The organism is Bacteroides mediterraneensis (assembly GCF_025993685.1).
Lineage (GTDB): Bacteria > Bacteroidota > Bacteroidia > Bacteroidales > Bacteroidaceae > Phocaeicola > Phocaeicola mediterraneensis_A.
In genome coordinates, this window is sequence record NZ_DAJPEN010000001.1 from 4361635 (window position 1) to 4382223 (window position 20589).

Sequence of the window (20589 nt, forward strand, 5' to 3'; positions counted from 1 at the left end):
ACCGCAAGTTATTAAGAAAATCCCGTACGGGCAAAAACTTGGCCTGAAACATGGAAAAAAGGGGTGAAAAAAACGCCTTTGCGTTTGACTTGAAACGCAAGTGCGTTTGAAGGAAAACACAAGTGCGTTTTGACCGAAACGTAAAGGCGTTTTTGGCGGGATGTCAAAAGTCTTCAGAGGTCGACGAAAGTCTACAAAAAAAGCCTTCCCATCGTCGCGATGGAAAGGCTTTTCTTTATTTTTCCCGAAAAATAATCAATTATTTTTTCTTGTGGTTTGCATAACGGCTCATGAACTTGTCCACACGTCCTGCAGTATCCACCAGTTTAGACTTACCAGTGTAGAACGGGTGAGATGAGCTAGAGATTTCCAGCTTAACCAACGGATAAGTTTCTCCTTCGAATTCAATTGTGTCTTTAGTAGCACAAGTTGAACGAGACAGGAACATGTCGCCGTTTGACATGTCTTTAAATACTACCGGACGGTAGTTTTCAGGATGAATGCCTTTTTTCATTTTAGTATATACTTTTTGTTGTTATTATTGACAAATAAATATGTGGTAACACCGATAAAGTGTGTAATGGTCTATTTCGGGTTGCAAAGATACGCTATTTCTTTGAAACTAAAAAGAAATAGCCGAAAAAATTATTCTGTCAGTCAAAGGCTTTTATAATATAGGTGGGCGGTTTTTGTCACATCTACTTTGCATCCTTGCCGCATCTTTTGGTAAATATTCCGGTTAAAATTGATTTGCCTCAAGAAAAGACAGAAAATCTCCGATTCAGGATATTGCTAATTCTTTTTATATTGTTACTTTTGCAGATGGAATTAATTACTAACAATTATAAAACTTACAAAAATGGTTAATTACAAAGAGTTAGGCTTGGTGAACACAAGAGATATGTTTGCCAGAGCAATCAAAGGTGGATATGCTATCCCTGCTTTCAATTTCAATAATATGGAACAGTTGCAGGCCATCATCAAGGCTGCTGTAGAAACAAAATCTCCGGTAATTCTCCAGGTTTCTAAAGGTGCTCGTAACTATGCTAACCAGACTTTGTTGCGTTACATGGCAGAAGGTGCTGTAGAATATGCAAAGGAACTGGGTTGTGCACATCCTGAAATCGTGCTTCACCTTGACCACGGAGATTCATTCGAACTGTGCAAGTCTTGCATCGACATGGGATTCTCTTCAGTAATGATCGACGGTTCTCATCTGCCATACGAAGAAAACGTAGCTTTGACTAAGAAAGTAGTTGACTATGCACATCAGTTCGACGTAACAGTTGAAGGTGAGCTGGGTGTATTGGCCGGTGTAGAAGATGAAGTTTCTGCAGAACACCACACTTATACTAACCCTGAAGAAGTAATCGACTTCGCTACTCGTACAGGTTGCGACTCATTGGCTATCTCAATCGGTACTTCTCACGGTGCTTACAAGTTCAAACCTGAACAGTGCCACGTAGATCCGGCTACTGGTCGTCTGGTTCCTCCTCCATTGGAATTCGCTGTACTGGACGCTGTAATGGAAAAACTTCCGGGATTCCCTATCGTTCTTCACGGATCTTCATCAGTTCCTCAGGAAGAAGTGGACACTATCAACAAATATGGTGGCAAGCTGGAAGCTGCTATCGGTATTCCTGAAGACCAGTTGCGTAAGGCTGCTAAATCTGCAGTTTGCAAGATCAACATCGACTCAGACTCTCGTCTGGCTATGACTGCTGCTATCCGTAAAGTATTCGCTGAAAAACCGGCTGAATTCGACCCGCGTAAATACCTGGGCCCGGCTCGTGACAACATGGAAAAACTTTACAAGCACAAAATCATCAACGTATTGGGTTCTGACAACAAGTTGGCTCAGTGCTAATCGTGTTTGATACTTATCACACCTGATAAAATGAATAAAGGCTGCTTTCCTTTCGGGAGGCAGCCTTTTCATTTGTTTGCGTTCTTTTTTACCAGAACTTGTTCTGCGAGGGGTTGTATTCGAACCCCACCGCTTTCAGACGGTTCACGATATCTTCCTTGCTCACGTTCAAATCGGCACAGAGTGCGTCGAGTGAAGGGTAATAGTCTCTCAATTTCATGTTGATGAAGCTGAACAGCATCATCGGGTCTTTGGGTAATTCCATATTCTGAACTTGTTTTTACGGATTCTTCTTTTTTCGGGGTGCAAAGTTACGGCTTTTATTGTTTCCTTGTACTTATTCTATTGATAATTTATTTGTTATCTTTGCAAGGCTATGTCAACTAAACGAGTGATAGAAGATAAAGATTTCCGTCGCATTGTGATTGCCACCCGCCGCGGGGCAAGAAACATCACGATGCGTGTGAAGCCCGACGGCCTGTATCTTACGGTGCCGCCTTACAGCAAGACCGATAAAGTGCTGGCTACGCTGGAACAGTTCCGGGCTGATTTGCTGGAGCGTTTCCGCCGGGTGGCCCAGCAGACCTTGGACTTTAATTTCCGGATAGAAGCCGATTGTTTCCGCTTGTCGCTGGAACCCAGCCAGCTGAAATGTTTTACCGTGCGGCTACGGCCCTCGGGCGAGGTGACCGTATTTTGTCCGGCACACACCGATTTTTCGGATGAGGCCGTGCAGAAGCTGGTACGGGCAGCCATTGTGCGGGCCCTGAAGAAAGTGGCCTCAGAATTTCTGCCTCCCTTGCTGAAAGTATGGGCCGAACGTTTCGGCCTCACCTACCGGAAGGTGCGGATTACGGGTGCCCGTTCGCGGTGGGGCAGTTGCACGTCGGCCCGCACCATCAGTCTCTCTTGCTATCTGATGCTGGTACCTTCTCACCTGATTGATTATGTCATCCTGCACGAACTGGCCCACACGAGGGAGATGAACCATGGTCCCCGTTTCTGGGAACTGCTGAACGATATGACGGCGGGACAGGCCTTGCGTCTGCGTGCGGAACTCCGTCGGTTTCATCCTTCTTTTTGAGACATTTAAAAAGAAGGGATATTGTGTCTTTTATACACTTTTTTGATGTAAATTTGCATCGGAAAAGGTTAGGTAAAAAAGATTGTTTGAATGAAAAAGAGTTTGCTGGCGTTGGCTTCCGGTACGTTAGGACTGGGCATCGCCGAATTTGTCATGATGGGAATCCTTCCCCATGTAGCTCGTGATTTAGGTATTAGTATTCCCCAGGCGGGACATTTTATTTCGGCGTATGCCATCGGCGTGTGTGTGGGTGCTCCGTTGACGGTGCTGATTGCCCGTACACGGCCCCTGAAGCAGATATTGCTGGGGCTGGCGGCCATTTATGTGATAGGAAATCTCTGTGCGGCACTTTCGCCGGGCTATTGGATGCTGTTGCTGATGCGCTTCGTGTCGGGACTTCCCCATGGAGCCTTCTTTGGAGTGGGGTCCATTGTAGCCGAGAAGGTGGCCGATAAGGGAAAGACTTCGCAGGCTGTGGCACTGATGATTGCGGGTATGACCATAGCCAATTTGTTCGGTGTGCCTTTCGGCACGTTGCTGAGCACATTGTTCTCCTGGCGTTTCCCCTTCTTGTTCAACACGTGTTGGGGACTGCTGGTGTTCTATCTGGTGTGGAAGTGGATTCCTTCGCTGCCGGCTTTGCCCGATACGGGACTGAAAGGACAGTTCCGCTTTCTCCGTAATCTGGCTCCGTGGCTTATCATTCTGACCACGATGTTCGGCAACGGAGGGGTGTTCTGTTGGTTCAGCTATGTTACTCCGCAGATGCTGCACGAAGCTGGGTTCCAGCCGGAAAGTCTGACGTGGATTATGATGCTGGCCGGACTGGGAATGACCCTCGGCAACCTGATTGGCGGACGTTGCGGTGATTTGTACGGGCTGGCCCCTGTGGTACAGTTCACGCAAGTGTTCATGATGCTGGCTTTGCTGGGTACTTTCCTCTTTGCGGGAGTGCCGTGGCTTTCCGTCTTGCTGATGTTCGTCTGTGCGGCTGCCCTGTTTGCCGTGTCACCTCCCCAGCAGCTGTTGCTGTTGCAGAATTCCCGGGGAAGTGAGATGATGGGAGCCGCCTGCGTGCAGATTGCGTTCAATCTGGGAAATGCGGTAGGAGCATACGCCGGAGGACTGCCGATTGATGCCGGACTGGGTTACCGCTATCCGGCACTGGTAGGAGTCTTTGTGGTGGCCTTGGGATGGATTTGCGTCACCTGGTATATCAGGCGGGAGCGCAGGTGCCTTCTGAAAAGAAAAACGACAGATACGGTTGTATCATAAAACAATATACTATGAGATTGCTTTTGTTGACTTTGATAATATGGCTCGGAGGATATCCTTTTCGTCTGGAGGCAAAGGATAATTTCTTCTCGCAATACAATTTTTATCATCTTACGGAAGAGTCGGGCTTACCCAATAACTCGGTGACTTCCGTGATAAAAGATTCGTTCGGTTATATCTGGATTGCCACTCAGGATGGACTGGCACGTTACGACGGCTACCGTTTCCTGAGTTATGGGGCGGAAAAGGCGTTGTATCCTCTGAAAGGAGATTATGTGTACACCGTGTGTGAGGACCGTTACAAAAGATTGTGGGTGGGGTCGGATGCCGGACTGGATTTGATTGACTTGCAGACGGGGATTCCTTTGCCTTTGTCTCATTTGGGTGGAGAGGAGTTTCCGGGACTTTCCTCATTGTTTGCTTCGTTTGTACGTTCTGTCGTGCAGGCTTCGAATGGAGATATCTGGGTGGTAACCGACAAGATGCTGTGGTGCCTGGAATTGGGTGACGGCGGGAAGATAACAGGATGTTATCGGATGCAGGGACAGACGGATAATTCCATTTCCGCCATTGCAGAACTGGAAGGAGGGCTTTGTGCCGGTATCGGGAACCAGCTTTACTGGATCATGAAAAAGGAAGGCAGTGTGCTCGAAAAGCAGTTGCTTTCGGACGACATCGTGCCTTTCAGCGACGACTGGCGTATTTCCTGCTTGCAGGTGGATGGCGATTTCCTGTGGATAGGAAGTAACCGCGGACTTTTCCGCTACGGACGGGCGACAAGGAGCCTGAAGCGTTATCGATATTCGTCACACCGGGAAGGGATGCTCAGTCAGGCTTACATTACAGACATCAAGCGGACATCGGACGGGCATCTGATTGTCGCTACCTTTAACGGTCTGAACGTGTATAACCGGGCTTCCGACTCGTTTTCCTTTATCCGTCGTCTGGAGGCTCCGGATGAGGGCGGATTGAACTCTAATATCATTGCCTGTCTGTTTATCGACGGACAGGACATCTGGGCCGGTACACAGGACGGGGGCGTGAATTTCTTGTACCGTTCGCGCAGGCTGGGGGTATCCCGACTGGGGGATATTCCCTGGAAATTGTCGGAAGGGCGTACTCCTCAAATCAGTGCCATCACGGAAGACAAAACGGGAGACTTGTGGGTGGGAACGATTGAAGGAGGCCTTTATCAGATGAATCCGGCGACAGAGGCTGTAAGGCATTATGCTTTCATACCGCAGAATCCGGCGTCTATTCTTTCGAACAATGTGAACGGACTCTTGATTGACAGAGACAATCACCTGTGGGTATATACGTGGGGAGCGGGTATCAGTGAGCTGGATTTGAATAAGCCGCAACCGTCGTTCCGTCAGCACTCCAATGGAAAGGTGCCTGGTCTGGAGGATGATTTTATCATGAGTGCGGCCGAAGATTCCATCAACCGGGGTATCTGGTTTGGCACCACGCACGGGCTGGTCTTTTATGACAAAGGGCAAGAGCGGTTCCGCCGGGTGGATTTTCATGCCGAGGTGTCAGAGTTCAAGTCAATCGGTTCGTTGTGTGTCGATTACAAGGGACGCCTGTGGGTAGGTACTTCCGAGGGGCTGTTTGTGGTGGACTTGTTTTCTTTTGCACGTTCTCGTCGACATTTCAATTATATTTATTTGCGCTATAAACTTGATGATGCAAAGTCTACGCAAGTAGAACGAATCAACGTGGTCTTTCAGGACAGTCAGGGAAGAATCTGGCTGGGAGGAAAGGGTACGGGACTGTATCGCTTGGTTTCGGATGAAGGAAACCGTTTCCGGTTCAAACATTATGGCAAAGAAGAGGGCTTTGCGGAGAATTCGGTGTATGGATTGTCGGAAGATAGCAAGGGGAACCTGTGGATTGCGACGGACAACGGGCTGTCCCGTTTGCGGGTAGCGGAAGGCACGTTTGTCTCCTACGGCAAGTCCGACGGTCTCGTGGATAGTGATTATGATGTGAACACCTTGTATTTTTCGTTGAGACACAATCGTTTATATTGTGGGAAAGATCATGGCTTGTATGAGGTATCCCTTAAACGAATTCCCCCACATGCCAACGAACGTTCAATCGCTATTTCTTCATGCCGTATCAATGACGGAGAATGGGAGTATTGGACCCGGAAATGTGTAGACGGCCTGGAGGAGGGAGACAAACTGGAACTGGCTCTGACGACGCATGAATATGGCTACAATGAGACGGTCCGTATCCGTTACAGAGTGGAGGAAGACGGTGGAAAATGGACGGAACTTCCGGTACAGAATCCAGTGGTGGTACTGCCCTCGCTTCCGTCGAGAAACTGTCGGCTGGAAATACAGACCACTAATCAGGAGGGAGAATGGCAGCAGGAGATGCTGAGGCTGGACTTGCAGGTACGTCCGTATTATTATAAGTCGTGGTGGTTCTGGTCGCTGATTCTTCTGGCCGCAGGTTCTCTTTCTGTTCCCTTTTATCGTTATAAGGTACGTCGGCTGAAACGCCGGCAGGTTGTTTTGGAACAGTTGGTGGCACAGCGTACACACGAACTGGAGGTACAGAATCACAGCCTGGAGGTCATGGCGCATCATGTGGAAGAAATGGCCGAGGAAAAAATCCGTTTCTTTACGCACATCACCCATGAGTTCCGTACGCCGGTCACGTTGATTCACGGCCCCATTGAGCAGGCTTTGTCGCTCACTTCCGATGAGGAGGTGAAAGAGCAGCTGCAAATCGCCGAACGGAATGTGGAGGATTTGCTTTCCTTGGTGAATGAACTGATGGATTTCCGGAAACTCGATACGGAAAAGGTGAAGTTGAATGTGCATCCGTTCGATTTGGTGGCCATGATAGAAGATTTGCTGTTGCCTTTCATTGCTTTTGTGAAAGACCGCCATATTACCTTGCAGACTTATTATCACTTGCAGGGACTTTCTGTCAGTGCCGACCCTCAGTATCTTCACCGGGTATTGACGAATCTTCTGGCCAATGCGGTGAAGTTTACGCCCGACGGCGGAACCATCCGCCTGTATGCGGCCCGACTGGTGGACGAGGAGGGGAAGGTACAGCTTTATCTGTCCGTGTCCGATACAGGGTGTGGTATTCCGGAAAAAGACCTTCCTCAGATTTTCGACAGTTTTTTCCAGGCACAAAACAAAGTGGTCTATCCGGTATTCGGCCAGAGTGGAACGGGCATCGGCTTGAACGTATGCAAGCGTATTGTTGCCCTTCACGGTGGGGTGATTTATGCTCGTAACAATCGTGCCGGAGGCTCTTCTTTCCGTATTCAGCTGCCTATGAAGGAAATGCCGGCAGATGAACTATCCGCTTCAGCAACGGAGGCTGCCGATAAAAATGCTTCTTCGGCTGAGGCTGTTTCGGCAGCACAGGCTACTGTATTGATTGTGGACGACAACCATGACATGCGTCGTTACATCCGTTCGCTTCTGAAAAAAGACTATAAGCTGCTGGAAGCCGAAAACGGAGTGAAGGCTTTGGAGGTGATAAAGAAACATTCCGTAGACTTGATTATCAGCGATCTGCTCATGCCGGAGATGGACGGACTGGAATTGTCGAAACGGGTGAAGGAGAATCTGGAAACCAGTCACATTCCTTTCCTGATTCTGACAGCTGTCCGTTCGGAAGAGAATGAAAAGATTTGTTACTCGGTAGGGGTGGATGAATATTTGTGCAAGCCTTTCGATGCGGAGGTGCTCAAGTATCGTATCCGTAACATTCTGGCTTTGCGTCGGGGGTATCGGGAAAGATTCTCCAAACCCGCTGCACTGGCAGATGTGAGTGAGCTGGGATTGATTGAAGAGTCCAGAGACAAGACATTCATGGATAAGGCGATGGAGCTGATGAAGCGGCATTATGCCGATTCCGAGTATGGATTGGATGCGTTTATCCGCGATATGGGATATAGCAAGACACTGGTAAACCAGAAAATGCAGAATCTGGCCGGGATGCCGATTGGGCAGTTCATGAAAAATTTCCGTTTGGATATGGGATATCAGTTGCTGGAACAGGGAAAAGGAGAGGCCAATGTATCGGAAGTAGCTTATGCGGTAGGTTTCAACGACCCTAAGTATTTCACGAAATGTTTCAAGCAGCGTTTCGGTTGCCTGCCAAGTTCGGTAGGACATTCCTGAATCTGAAAAGAAGAAGCCGGAACCCGCAAGGTATTGCGGAGTCCCGGCTTAAAAAAAGAAATTTAGAAATGTACCGTTTCACAACGGGTTTATGAGCACTAAGCTAGTGTCATTTTTGGGTGATTCTGGCTGTATTTTCCAGGTGTACGTTTTCTGCGGCATAGTCGGGTCGTGTGTCTCCCCAGTTTACCATGCAGTCTTCCATCTGAATGTCAGAAGCCGTGTGGATAAAGAATCCGTAGGTCTTGCCTTTCAGGAAACCTTCTCCGTCGCACGGGCGTTTGTCGTAGATTCCTCCTTCGAAAGTAGTCCGTTTGTGGAGGTTCACTTCTACCTGGTCGAAGTAAATCCGGTTGATTTTGTCGGGGGTATCGCCACCCACAAAGACTCCGTTTTCACTCGTACACTTGATGTTGTGGAAATAAATGCGGCTTACTTCCCCGCAGGCACCTTTCACGGCTCCTTTCGGGAAACGCCATCCCGCATCTTTGTGGTTGCCTACAGCACGTGGATAGGAGGTGACATAGATGGGTTCAGCCTTGCCCCACCATACGTCGGAGAAGAAGCGGCAATCGACAATCATATTCGAGAAAATCACGTTGGTCACCGTACCTTCGTCACGGTTCTGTATGCCGATTCCCCGGTTGCTGTCCTTGATGATGCAATTGTTGAACAGAACGTTGTTGATTTTGTCCATGTTTTCCGAACCGATTTTTACGGCGCAGGAACGTGAAGTCATGGTGCAGTTGGTCACGACCACATCTTCGCAGCTTCCATACTCCTCAAATTCTCTTCGGTTTTTCAGACAGATGCAGTCATCGCCCGATTCAATGAAACAGTTGGAGATGCGCACATCCTTTGAATGGTCTACATCGATGCCGTCACCGTTCCGGATTTTGAGGTTGTTGAGGATACTGATACCGTCAATCATGACGTTGCGGCAGCCTATCAGATGGACTGTCCAGTAGGCACTGTTGCAGATGTTCACATCGCGTATCACCAGCTTCTCGATATTGGTCAGGGTGAGTACATGCGGGCGCGGGTCAAAGTCTGTGACCGGTTTCAGCTCGTAGGAATCGTCCAGCTCCTTGCCCATGAAGGCCACTCCGTTGCCGTCGATGCTTCCCGTACCGGTGATGGACACGTTTTTCAGGTCTTTTCCGCTGATCCACATCATACCTTCTCCCCGGTTGGCACCAAAAGCGCTCTCGGTATAGATGCTTTCATCGGGATTCGCCAGCAGCCGGGAATTGGGGGCCAGCTGTAATTCCACGTAAGAAGCCAGTTTGAACGGTCCGCAAAGGAAGGTATGTCCTGAAGGTACGAGAACCGTACCACCTCCGGCTTCCGAGCAGGCGTTGATAGCTTTTTGGATGGCTGAGGCATCGTCCGTTTCCCCGTCACCGGTAGCCCCGTAGTCCATAATGTTGTAAATCCCCGTTTGCTGCGAGTGACATGCTCCGAGAAGGAAGATGCTGAGTAGTGCAAGTAGAATATTTTTTGTTTTCATAATGTATATGGGATTTATGTTCTTATTCAGAATTTTTCAATCAGTGAAGGGGGACAGTCTTCCGGAGCACTTCCCCATGTCTTATCGGGCGTATTTCCCATGACAAATACCATCTTGCCTCCTTCCATAATATCTTTATGCGTAATGTAGTTTCGGGTATAAGGCTTTCCGTTCAAGGTTACTTGTTGTATGTAAATGTTCTCCTTGGAGGCCTTTTCAGCTTGTAGGGTAAAAGTCTTGCCGTTTTCCAAGTGCAGCGTCGCCTTGGAGAAAGACGGACTGGCCAGCGCATAATAGGGGGAGCCCGGGCAAACCGGATAGAAACCTAAAGAGGCAAAAATATACCAGGCCGACATTTGTCCCGCATCGTCGTTGCCCGACAAGCCTCCGGGGGCATTCAGGTATTCCGTTTCCATGATGTGACGTACGGTCTGCTGGGTCTTCCATGGTTCGCCTGCATAGTTAAACATGAAAGCTACCTGATGGCAAGGTTCGTTGCCGTGCCAGTATCTTTGTGCGCTGAACATGGAGTCCAGTTTCTCCACATAATGCGGTTGTCCGCCCATACATTCCATGAGTCCATACGGGTCCTGTGGCGCGTACCAGGTATAATGGCAGGGTGCCCCTTCGGTGATGAACTTGGCAAACTGGAAGGCGTTTGCCTCTTTCAGGAAAGTGCCGTCGGCATGCCGTCCCTGTGCATATCCTGTAGCAGGGTCGATGACGTTACGGTAGTTCAGGGCACGGGCAGCCAATAATTTGTAATCTTCTTCTTTCTGAAGCAGTTTGGCTACTTGGGAAAGAACAAAATCATCGTAGGCATATTCCAAGGTACGCGACACCTGCTCTTTGGTGTGGAAGGCATCGGGTACACTGTCCTCCAGTGGGATGTAGCCGTATTCCAGGTATGACTGTAAGGCCCGGCGTCCCATCCCGTTCCGGTAGTCTGCTTCCTGGACGGGCGATTCAAAAGCATTCTGCCGCATGGCCTTATAGGCCGTTTCGATGTCAAAGTTGCGGATACCTTTCACGTAGGCATCCCCTATGGCTGCTATGCAATGGTCGCCAATCATGGCTGCCGTATAGCTGTTCCAGCACGGGAAGATGGGCAACCAGCCACCCTGCTCGTATTTGTGGACGAGCGACTGCATCATCTGGCCTCCTCGCGTGGGGTATAATAGGTTGATGAGCGGATGCAAGGCACGGTAGGTATCCCACATGCTGAAATCATCATAATAAGTTTCGTTTTGGGCCAGCTGGAGAATGGAATCTTTCTGTGCAAAAGCCGGGTATCTTCCATCCACGTCGTTGAATGTGCGGGGAAGGAAAGAAGCCCGATAGAAGGCTCCGTAGAATTTCTCTTTGGCTTCCTGGTCAGGTGTTTCCACTTTGATGGCCGAGAGATGCTTCTCCCAGATTGCGGTAAGCTCCTTTCGGGTCTGGTCGAAATTCCAGTGTGGAATTTCCTGTTGCAGATTTTGTTCGGCTCCTTTTCTATCGGTGAAGGAAGAAGCCGCTTTGACCAATATTTGTTCATGGCTTTTTACGTGAAAGCCTATATAGATTCCGATATTTTTTTCATGACCGATTTTGGTCTGTCCAGGGAACAGACTGTCTTCCCGGAAAGTTCCAAAGTCGCAGGGATCTTTCTGGTAGTCTATAATAAAATGTCCGCTGTATCCGGCTGGTTCTCCCCAGCCTTGATAAATGCGATGTACGGGATTGTAGCCGTAAATACGTTTCTGAAGGGTATCAATTTCGATATATCCTTCTCCTTCGTCACTGTTAGGATTGACGATGAGATAAGCCTTTCCTTCCTTTTGGTAGGAAAAACGGAAAATGGCCGACCGTGAACGGCCTGTCATTTCAGCCTGAAGATGTTCGTCAGGCAAAGTTACAGCATAATAAGATGGAGTAGCAGTTTCCTGCTCGTGTGAGAATCGGGTGGCTCTTTTTTCCGGCAGGCATCGTAAAGTGTCGAACGAAGCCGTTAGTGTCATGGAGCCATAGTCTTGGGTGCATCCTCCCACAATCCAATGAGAATTGCGGAATCCTTGAAACAAGGAATCACGATAATAATATGGTGCGATGCATTTCAGTTCAGTGTCTTGTGTCTGTGGGGTCCAGAAATTCATGCCGTTGGGTTCCAGTACGGCAGGTAAGGTTTGTCCGTATTCTTCGGTGTGCTTGCCAAACATACCGGCAGTATGAGTCGTGCTGGCGGCAGTACCTATCCTTGTGTCAATGTACGACAACAAGTTTTCGGAAGTATGACCGTTAGCGCACGAAACAATGAATGGAGCAACCGCTCCATAAATCAGGGATTTGAGTAATGTAGTAAAATGTGTCTTCATGAATCTTAAATCTACGTGATTGCTATTTTTCTGCAAAAATAAGCATAGCAATTATATGATTTGTATGGGTTTAAGACTATTCAACTCATTATCTATATATTTTGTTATAGAATTTACCTTTGAAAACTGAATGATAAAATGAATGGAAAATATCGGTGAGGGAAGGCCCTCACCGATATTTTATAAAGTGATCAATAACCCGGGTTCTGTTTCCAGTTGGTATTGTTGTTCAACGCATCGATGCTCAACGGCCACAAGCGGTATTGAGGATTCCTTGCATTCGGGTTAAACTGATCCTTGAAGCCCCAAGGCTCTTCAAATTTTCCGAAACGAATCAGGTCGTTACGACGCCAGTGCTCGTCGAGGAATTCACGTCCACGTTCATCCAGGATTTCCTGCAGGCTCGGGTCGTGGTCCAGCAGCGGAGCGTTCACGTACGCACGGATCTGGTTGAACAGGCTCATCGGAGTATCCCCGTTGGTAGCTGTTCCACCACGTACGATGGCCTCACACTTCATCAGGATGATATCGGCATAACGGAAGATGGGCACGTCATTATCCTGGTTACGGCTGAAGTTGTTATAGTCGTTGATGTCCGGGAAGAACTTGATGGAACGGTAGCCCTGTGTCCAGCCCTTCAGGTCCGCACCGCAGTTCAGGTCGGCGTTAGGCACGACGGGAGGATTGGCTGTCAGGTCTTCCTTCAAGGTGATGGCCTTGGTGAAAGTCACGTTCTCACCGCCATACGTGTTGCGGATGTTGGTCGGGTCACCGGTGGCATTGTCATACTGGTACACGTCGAAGGAAGGCAGGCCGATGTTCTCACCGGTACTACCGGCAATCACGTCGTTACGACGGTCGCCCGGCAGGCAGAAGAGTTCGACGAATTCCGGAGTCAGTGCCATGTTGCCACCCACGGAGTTGCTCATCTCGATACTGTAGAAACCGTTGCTGTTCTGACCGCGGCGCCATGTACGGAAACGGGCGAAGGTCATGCCCTGCACTGTTTCGGCATCATACGGCATGGCGTAGATGAAGTCCTTGATCTGTGAGCCGTTGGTATACATGAACTTGGTCTTGTAGTCGTCGCTCAGGTCAAAATGGCCGGAAGCGATGACACGGTCGCAGGCTTTAATACACTCATTCAGTTTCTCATTCTTGTCATTGGCGTTCCAGCTTGAACTGGTCACGTCCTTGGTATAGACGTTCCAGTTGATGTACAGCTTGGCCAGCAGGGCATCCACCATCCAGCGGGTCGGCTTGCCATAAGTGGAGGCATCCACGTTCTCGTAGCAGTTGTCGCGTACGGCAAGCAGTTCCGATTCAATCCACTTGGCCACGTCGGCACGCGGGGAACGGTCAATCTTTTCGTCGTCGGCCAGCAGGTGGTCGATGATAGGAGTATCACCCCAGTGGTCCATAATCATGAATGTATAGAAAGCTCGTACAGCACGTACTGGTGCCAAATCCTCATCAGTTGCAACTCCGGCATCTTTCAGGTCGAACAGGACACGGTTACAGTTGGTGATGGCACTCTGCAGCTCATCGAACACGTTCAGCTGGTTCTTTGAGTTGGTCGGGTCGATCATGTGCAGTGAGAAGTTTGCCATATCACGGCCGTTCAGGTAGTCACCGTCGAAGCTGACGGCTGTATACTCATCCGAGTTGCAGGACACGCCCTCGTCGAAACGGCGGCCGATGGCGTTGCGGAATCCATAGAAAGCGTTGCTCATCTGGGCCTCTATGGCGATTTCCGAATTGGGCATCTCGGTGTATTGGGATTCAATATTAACGTCCAGATCGGTACAACCGAATGCGGTAAGTGCCAGGAAGGCACCAGTCAATATATTTCTTGTTTTCATATCTTAAAATCTCCTGTGTTAAGGGTTAGAAATTCACGTTTACGCCCACCATGAAGGTACGTGTACGCGGGTAAGTGGTATTACGCCAGTCCATACCCGGTTCCAGGCCGCCCAGACTGATTTCAGGGTCTACACCTTTATAACCGGTGATGGTGAATACGTTGTTGCAAGTGGCATACAGGCGCAGGTTGTTGACCCAGTTGCCCAGTTTGCCGAAGTTATAGCCTAAGGTCAAGGTAGACAGACGGAGGTAGGAACCGTTTTCCAGGTAGCGGTCAGACGGAGCCTGTGCACGTGAGTCGTGTGCGTTCTGTCCTTCAGCCACTTCTGCCAGCACGTTCTTACCGTTGCTTACCAGGCTCACGTTGTTGTAGTAGCAGCGGGTGGCGTTGAAGATCTTGTTACCGGCCACACCCTGGAAGAAGGCGGTCAGCGTCCAGTTCTTCCATGTGAAGTCGTTGTTCCATCCGTAAGTCAGTTTCGGCTGTGCTGATCCGTGAGGACGGCGGTCTTCGTCTGCCGGAGCGTCTGTAGTACCGATCAGGTTGCCGTCGGCATCGTAGTCGTTGAAGATGGAGCCTCCGTTTTCATCGTAGCCGGCCCATTCGTACAGGTAGAACTGTCCGAGCGGGGCACCTTCCATGATACGCTGTACCTGTGTGCTGGTGTAACCACCTACATCCGGATTGGCACGGTCGCTGTATTCTACAGAATATGTGTCGTTTGAAAGTTTCTCTACCACGTTCTTGTTGTGAGACAGGTTAAGCGTGGTGCTCCATGTGAAGTTGTGTGTCTTCACCGGAACGGCGTTGATGGTGATTTCCACACCTTTGTTGCTGATGTCACCTACGTTGGCAGTCATCCATCCGTAAGGATAACGGTTGGTGGAAACCGCATAGTCAAAAATCAGGTCGCTGGTACGCTTGTCATAATATTCGATGGTACCGGTCAGCCGGTTGTTCAGGAAGCCGAAGTCCACACCGATGTTGAACATGCCGGTGGTTTCCCATTTCAAATCCGGGTTTGAGTTACGGGTAGCACCCAGGATACGGTATTGTGAGGAAGTACCGTTGGCATCCACGTAAGTGAACCAGCCGGTAGAACCGTAGATAGGACGTGAATAGAAGGCATCGAATCCCAGTGAGTTACCGCTGACACCGTAGCCGACACGCAGCTTCAAGTCGTCGAACACGCTCTGGCTCTTCATGAACTCCTCTTCCGTGATACGCCATGCGGCAGATACAGAGGGGAAGGTACCCCAGCGGTTGTTGACACCGAATGCGGAAGAACCGTCACGACGTACAGTGGCCTGCAACAGGTATTTGCTGTTGAAACTGTAGTTGACACGTCCGTAGAAGGAAATCATACGCAGGGTGGACAGGTTGTTGCTGATCACATCGTTGATGGAGATGTTGTTGGCCACGCCCAGATTGTGATAAGTCAGGTCATCGTTGTAGAAGTTGTACACCTTCAAGCCGAAACCGTCGCTGTTGTCGGCCTGTTCCCAGGAGTAACCCAGCATGACGCCCACCTTGTGCGCATCGGCAAAGGTATGATTCCAGTTCAGATAGGTCTCCATCTGCTTGCGGGTGTTTTCCAGTGTGCTGCGGTCGGCCTGTCCGTTACGTGAAGCCACGCTCGGCAATTCAGTCTTGCTGCTGTTGTAGTTGCTGTAGATGTACTGCTGGTTCTGGTAAGACAGGTTCAGGTTCCAGTCCAGACCGTCGAGGATGTGGAGTGTGGCCTGTGCCGTTCCCTGCAGCAGCTTCTCTTTCGTGTCATAACGGTCTTCGCTGATCATGCGGACCGGGTTGAAGTTCTGTGAAATCTGTGTGTTGCCGTACCAGGAACCGTCCGCGTTTCTCACGGGAACCAGCGGGCTGTAGTAGTACATGGCATCCAATACGCTCTGGCCTTGTCCGCCGGTAGGACCTGTAGAGCTGTTACGTACGCTGGCATTGACGCTGAAGGCCAGTTCCAGGCGGTCGTTCAGAGCCTTTGTCTGTACGAAAGAACGGGCGTTGAGACGGTCCATGCTGGTGCCGCGTACCACACCCTGACGGTCCATGAAGTTGATGGAGGCGCTGTAGCTGGTCTTCTCGTTACCTCCGTTGATGGATACGTTGTGGTTGTGGCTGAAACCGGTGCGGAGCACCTCGTCCTGCCAGTTGGTATTGGCCGGGTTGTTGACGTCATAATACGGAGACAGGTCGATGTTGTTCTTGCTTGCAAAGTCCAGCAGCTGGTCTGCCGACATCATGTCGAGAGTGTTCATCGTCTTGTCCCATGCCACGTAGCCGCTGTAGCTTACGCTGGTATGTCCGTCCTTCTTTCCTTTCTTGGTTGTCACGATGATTACACCGTTGGCAGCCTTCGAACCGTAGATGGCGGTGGCAGAGGCATCGCGGAGCACATCGATGCTTTCGATGTCATCCGGGGCGATGAGTGACAGGCTGGCACCGGGCACACCGTCGATTACATAGTACGGCTCCATGGCTTCACCTGCACGCAGTGAGGAAGCACCACGCAAAGAGATGGAAGCCGAACCGTTCGGGTCACTGGTGTTGGCCACTGTCAGTCCCGGAACTTTACCTTGCAGCATCTGTGCAGGGCTGGTTACGACACCCACGTTCAGGTCTTCCGCCTTGACGGAAGTGATGGAGCTGGTCACATCCTTGCGCTGCATGCTACCGTAACCGATGACTACCACTTCATCCAAGGTTTCCGTATCTTCCAGAAGAGTTACGTTCATTCTGGCACCTTTCACCACATTTTCTTGTGCCACGAAACCAATATAAGAGAATACAAGTGTTTTACCCTTCTCTACTCGAAGAGAGTAATTACCATCCAAGTCGGTAACCGTACCGTTGGTGGTACCTTTTTCAATGACGTTTACGCCAATCAGTGGTTCGCCTGATTTGCTCTGTACACGTCCTGTAACTGTGAGTTGCGCGAATGCCCATGAGACATTCATCAGAAAAAGAGCCATAAATAAAACGAATGGCCTTAGTCTTGCATTTTTCAATTGTACTTTACACATAAACTTAGATTTTTAAAAGGTTAGTTTTTAAAATCATATCTTGATATATATTTTTTTCCGATGTAGGATGTAGCCCGTGATACACATGAGGGAGCAGAAAAGCAACGCATAGATGAGAGAGGCAAAATATGGATCCGTAAATACGACCAGAATGCTCTGATAAATTACTTTTCGGATACCCCATTCGGAAAAGGCGATGGCTACCACTTCACTAAGCACGTAGAGAAAGAGCGGATTCATGCCGAAAACCAGGAAGAAAGTCCAGCCTTTGTTCACTTCCTTTACGTCGATTACATACATGAGCAAGGCAAGCAGCAAGGAACCCCATCCACAGGTTACGAAGACGAAACTCGTAGACCAGACCCGTTTGTTGAGAGGCATCCAGATGGAAAGGATATAACCGGCTGCCAGCATCATCACTGCCACTGTGATGAGTTTGACAACCCGTTGGCTTACGGGAATCTTTTCCAATAACAGCTTGCCGCACAAAAAGCCGATGAGGGTGTGGGCTACTGCGGACAGGGTGGCCATCAGTCCTTCCGGATCGACCGGACTCTTCTTATAAAGATGGGCCTCTCCGAAAATGTCTCTGTCGACAACGGCCAGAATGTTGGTGTCATCGCAGGCATAGCCGTTTCCCACCAGCAGGAGAATGGAATAAACTACCAACAAACCACCCGCAATCCAAGGGAGATATTTGTGGCGGATGTAGATGACCATCAGTGATACAATTCCGTAGCACAAACCGATACGTTGCAGTACACCGGGGATGCGAAGTGTGTCTATCGGGAAAAATTCTCCTTTGCAGGCATAGCCGAACCATTCGATGCCGAGTCCGATGAGAATGATGAGGAAAGTCCGCCGGAAAATCTTTTTGACGACTTCGTGCGAGGGCCTGAAGTCGAATTTCCGAAGAGAAATGTAAGTGGAAATACCTACCATGAACAGGAAGAACGGGAAGACCAGGTCACACGGAGTCAGGCCGTTCCATACGGAGTGGCGCAACGGGGCATACGAAACGGAGCCTCCGGCATTGTTTACCAGAATCATGCCGCATACCGTAATGCCGCGTAATACATCGAGTGACAAGAGTCGTTTCATGGTGTTTTTCTGTTTTAAGGTTACTTCCCGATTCTTTATTTATTTTTAAATACCTTGTTGAAAACTTCTTTTGCTACAGTAATGCAATCTCCTTCTCCTTTTGCCGGATAGGGATTGTGAGCCAGTGTCCAAGGCTCTTCCATGGCATAATAGTCCAGTTCTACCATCGGTTTTCCGTCCAATACATCCTGAAGTGTCTGCCAATAGGCTGCCCAGCGTTTGTAGTAGAAATCCTTCAGTATCCCGTTCCATTCTTTGTGGGCATAGTCGCGGAGACCTCCGTCGTTGGCACATACACGGTCGCCCCAGGTGGTGATTTGTACGCGGGCGTTCCATTCGTACAGATCTTTTTCTTCCGGAGTGGTTCCGAGGTTGCGGGCCTGTTCAATCCAGCGTCCCACGCGGAACTCGCTTCGGGTAGCCAGCAGACGGTCCTGCGCCAGTAGAATGTGTAGGAATTCCTGAGAGTGGGCGGCAAAGCTTTTCTTGTCGAAGCTCTTGAAGTCGGCTACCGTCTGGTTGTAGACGATACGTCCTCTGTCGGACAAGGACTGGCGGACAATGTCTATCAGGTCGTATTCAAAGTTGTTGTTGCCTTTGTATTTGTCGGCCACTTCCAGCATCAGGCGGGCAGCGTCTTCCGTGGTAGTCGGGTCATAATAGTTTTCCATTTTTGACCAGCTGGAAGCCTGGAAGTTGTTCAGGCTCGGACGGCCGCAGAAGATGGATTCGTGAGTACCCTGCTGGTTGTTGCCGAACGGGCAGTTATAGATGCCGTTTGCCAGGATGTCCCATGCTTTGGCCACCGTTTCATCGTACGTGCCGTAGCGGGCCTTGATGTAGCCTTTCAGCCATTCTTCCTTGGTGAATTTCTCCGGACGCCAGGGAAGTTCGCACATCAGTTCGAACATCACCGGATTGTTTTCGCTGCCTTCCATGGTCAGGCCGATACCTTTGAGGTGGGTCGCCAACGGATTGTTTTTGGTAAGATAGAAATTGTTCAGCAGCTGGTCCATACGTCCGTGCAAGCCTATGTTGCCTCCGAAGTTTTCCAGCATACAGAACAGCCAGTCGTGCTGTTCATAACCTTTTTCACGTTTCCAGATGGAAGGGATACCCCACATCGGGCGGCATTCGCTGAACAAATCCAGAATCAGGATGTCGCCGTTGTTCAGGTTCTTGATCATTTCCGGACGCGGATTTTCTGTCCATCCCTGAATGACCCATGTGGCCTTCGGATTGACTGCCTTCATGGCGTGAAGCACGGCTTTTCCGGCAGCATCGAAATCTACGCTTCCTGCATCTTCAAGTTCATGGAACGGGTCCATGGAGTAGTAGTTGGCTTTGCCGAACAGTTTTTCCTGTTCCTTATAGTATAATGCGGCAATTTCCTTGAAGCGGGAGTCGGTGGGCAGCAAGAACGCCGGGCGGGTAAATCCGTTCCATAACTTCGGTTCTGTCACGTTCAGTCCCAGTTTTTGGTTGGCATCGTGGGGTACCATTCCGGAATAACCGGGGAATACCGGTTCGATGCCGTACTCACGCATTCGTTTCAGAATTTTTTTCTGCAAGGCTTCCTGCTGTGTATACCAGCTGTCCGGATTGGGACCGCCCCATCCTTCCAGGTTGTTCATGGCCCACCAGGCGAGGAAGGCCGGCCCTGCGATGAACTTGTTGATTTCTTCTTTCGTGTAACCTAATTTGGCCAGCATGTTCTTCCACACACATTCCTGACCTACGGCTGCCAGCGGAAGGTTGATGCCGTGCAATGCCATCCAGTCGATTTCCTTTTCCCAACGGTTCCAGTCCCAGAATGCCATGGTATAAGAGTAGGTGCAGTAGTTGAAATCGTATCTCAGTGAGAGGTTGGTTTCCTTACGGACCGGTGTGTCTACTTTCGGCAGACTTTCCGGCAGCTGGGCAGTCATCCCGTTCCAGGAAAGATGGATACCTGCGTAATATTTCAGGTACCAGTTGAGTCCGGTGGCAATGTTCACGTAATTGTTTCCCCGGATGACGACCTTGTTTCCTTTCTGGTCAAGCTCGAAAAAGTCGTTTCCGCCTTTCTGCAATTGTATGATAAACTTGTGGGATGCTCCCGGACAGATTCTTTCCAGAAGTCCGTCAACAGGATTGGCCCATAACAGGCTGAATGGAATACAAACACATGCTAAAATGAGAAGTAGAAATCGTCTGGTTTTCATAATATTCATTTTTAAGTGTTACAAAATTCATATTTTATACGTAATATAAGGGGGAAAATAGTCAAGAAAAGGGGGAAAATAGTGCATTATTAGGCTTGCTACTTGAAATTGATTTATGTCAAGACACTCTCTAAG

Annotated in this window: 12 protein-coding genes; 4 read left to right on the forward strand and 8 right to left on the reverse strand. The window is 49.5% G+C overall.

From position 1 onward, the window contains the following. Window positions 1–259: 259 nt before the first annotated feature. A complete protein-coding gene (locus OIM59_RS18470; protein WP_007564320.1) occupies window positions 260–514 on the reverse strand; it encodes a type B 50S ribosomal protein L31 in 255 nt (84 codons plus the stop codon). A gap of 345 nt (window positions 515–859) precedes the next feature. On the opposite strand from OIM59_RS18470, the gene OIM59_RS18475 reads away from it, so the two are divergent. Beyond that, window positions 860–1867 (forward strand): class II fructose-bisphosphate aldolase, encoded by a 1008-nt coding sequence (locus OIM59_RS18475; protein ID WP_022353505.1) that lies wholly within the window; start codon window positions 860–862, stop codon window positions 1865–1867. An 88-nt stretch (window positions 1868–1955) separates the two neighbouring features. On the opposite strand, the gene OIM59_RS18480 is transcribed toward OIM59_RS18475, so the two are convergent. Continuing rightward, window positions 1956–2132 carry a DUF4250 domain-containing protein gene (locus OIM59_RS18480; RefSeq protein WP_022353504.1) on the reverse strand — a complete coding sequence of 59 codons (177 nt, stop codon included), beginning with the start codon at window positions 2130–2132 and terminating at the stop codon, window positions 1956–1958. A gap of 111 nt (window positions 2133–2243) precedes the next feature. Here OIM59_RS18480 and OIM59_RS18485 point away from each other — a divergent pair, with 111 nt between their 5' ends. The 3 genes from OIM59_RS18485 (at window position 2244) to OIM59_RS18495 (ending at window position 8383) form a co-directional block, all read left to right on the forward strand. Then, window positions 2244–2951 carry a M48 family metallopeptidase gene (locus OIM59_RS18485; RefSeq protein ID WP_299170589.1) on the forward strand — a complete coding sequence of 236 codons (708 nt, stop codon included), beginning with the start codon at window positions 2244–2246 and terminating at the stop codon, window positions 2949–2951. Between the two features lie 90 nt (window positions 2952–3041). Next, the gene (araJ, locus tag OIM59_RS18490) at window positions 3042–4226 is read left to right on the forward strand and encodes an MFS transporter AraJ (RefSeq protein ID WP_022353502.1); all 1185 of its coding nucleotides are present in this window, start codon (window positions 3042–3044) and stop codon (window positions 4224–4226) included. Between the two features lie 11 nt (window positions 4227–4237). Continuing rightward, the gene (locus OIM59_RS18495) at window positions 4238–8383 is read left to right on the forward strand and encodes a two-component regulator propeller domain-containing protein (protein ID WP_303898085.1); all 4146 of its coding nucleotides are present in this window, start codon (window positions 4238–4240) and stop codon (window positions 8381–8383) included. Window positions 8384–8492: 109 nt separating this feature from the next. On the opposite strand, the gene OIM59_RS18500 is transcribed toward OIM59_RS18495, so the two are convergent. From OIM59_RS18500 to OIM59_RS18525, 6 genes are all read right to left on the reverse strand, one after another. Further along, on the reverse strand, window positions 8493–9893 hold the full coding sequence (locus OIM59_RS18500; RefSeq protein ID WP_303898087.1) for a glycoside hydrolase family 28 protein: 1401 nt from the start codon (window positions 9891–9893) through the stop codon (window positions 8493–8495). A gap of 26 nt (window positions 9894–9919) precedes the next feature. Then, window positions 9920–12247, reverse strand: coding sequence for a GH92 family glycosyl hydrolase (locus OIM59_RS18505; RefSeq protein WP_303898089.1), 2328 nt, complete (start codon window positions 12245–12247; stop codon window positions 9920–9922). A gap of 191 nt (window positions 12248–12438) precedes the next feature. Then, a complete protein-coding gene (locus tag OIM59_RS18510) occupies window positions 12439–14109 on the reverse strand; it encodes a RagB/SusD family nutrient uptake outer membrane protein (RefSeq protein ID WP_303898091.1) in 1671 nt (556 codons plus the stop codon). Window positions 14110–14134: 25 nt separating this feature from the next. Next, on the reverse strand, window positions 14135–17149 hold the full coding sequence (locus OIM59_RS18515) for a TonB-dependent receptor (protein ID WP_303898094.1): 3015 nt from the start codon (window positions 17147–17149) through the stop codon (window positions 14135–14137). A 33-nt stretch (window positions 17150–17182) separates the two neighbouring features. Then, on the reverse strand, window positions 17183–18250 hold the full coding sequence (locus OIM59_RS18520) for an acyltransferase family protein (RefSeq protein ID WP_299170524.1): 1068 nt from the start codon (window positions 18248–18250) through the stop codon (window positions 17183–17185). Between the two features lie 35 nt (window positions 18251–18285). Beyond that, on the reverse strand, window positions 18286–20454 hold the full coding sequence (locus OIM59_RS18525; RefSeq protein WP_299170522.1) for an alpha-N-acetylglucosaminidase: 2169 nt from the start codon (window positions 20452–20454) through the stop codon (window positions 18286–18288). Window positions 20455–20589: the final 135 nt, after the last annotated feature.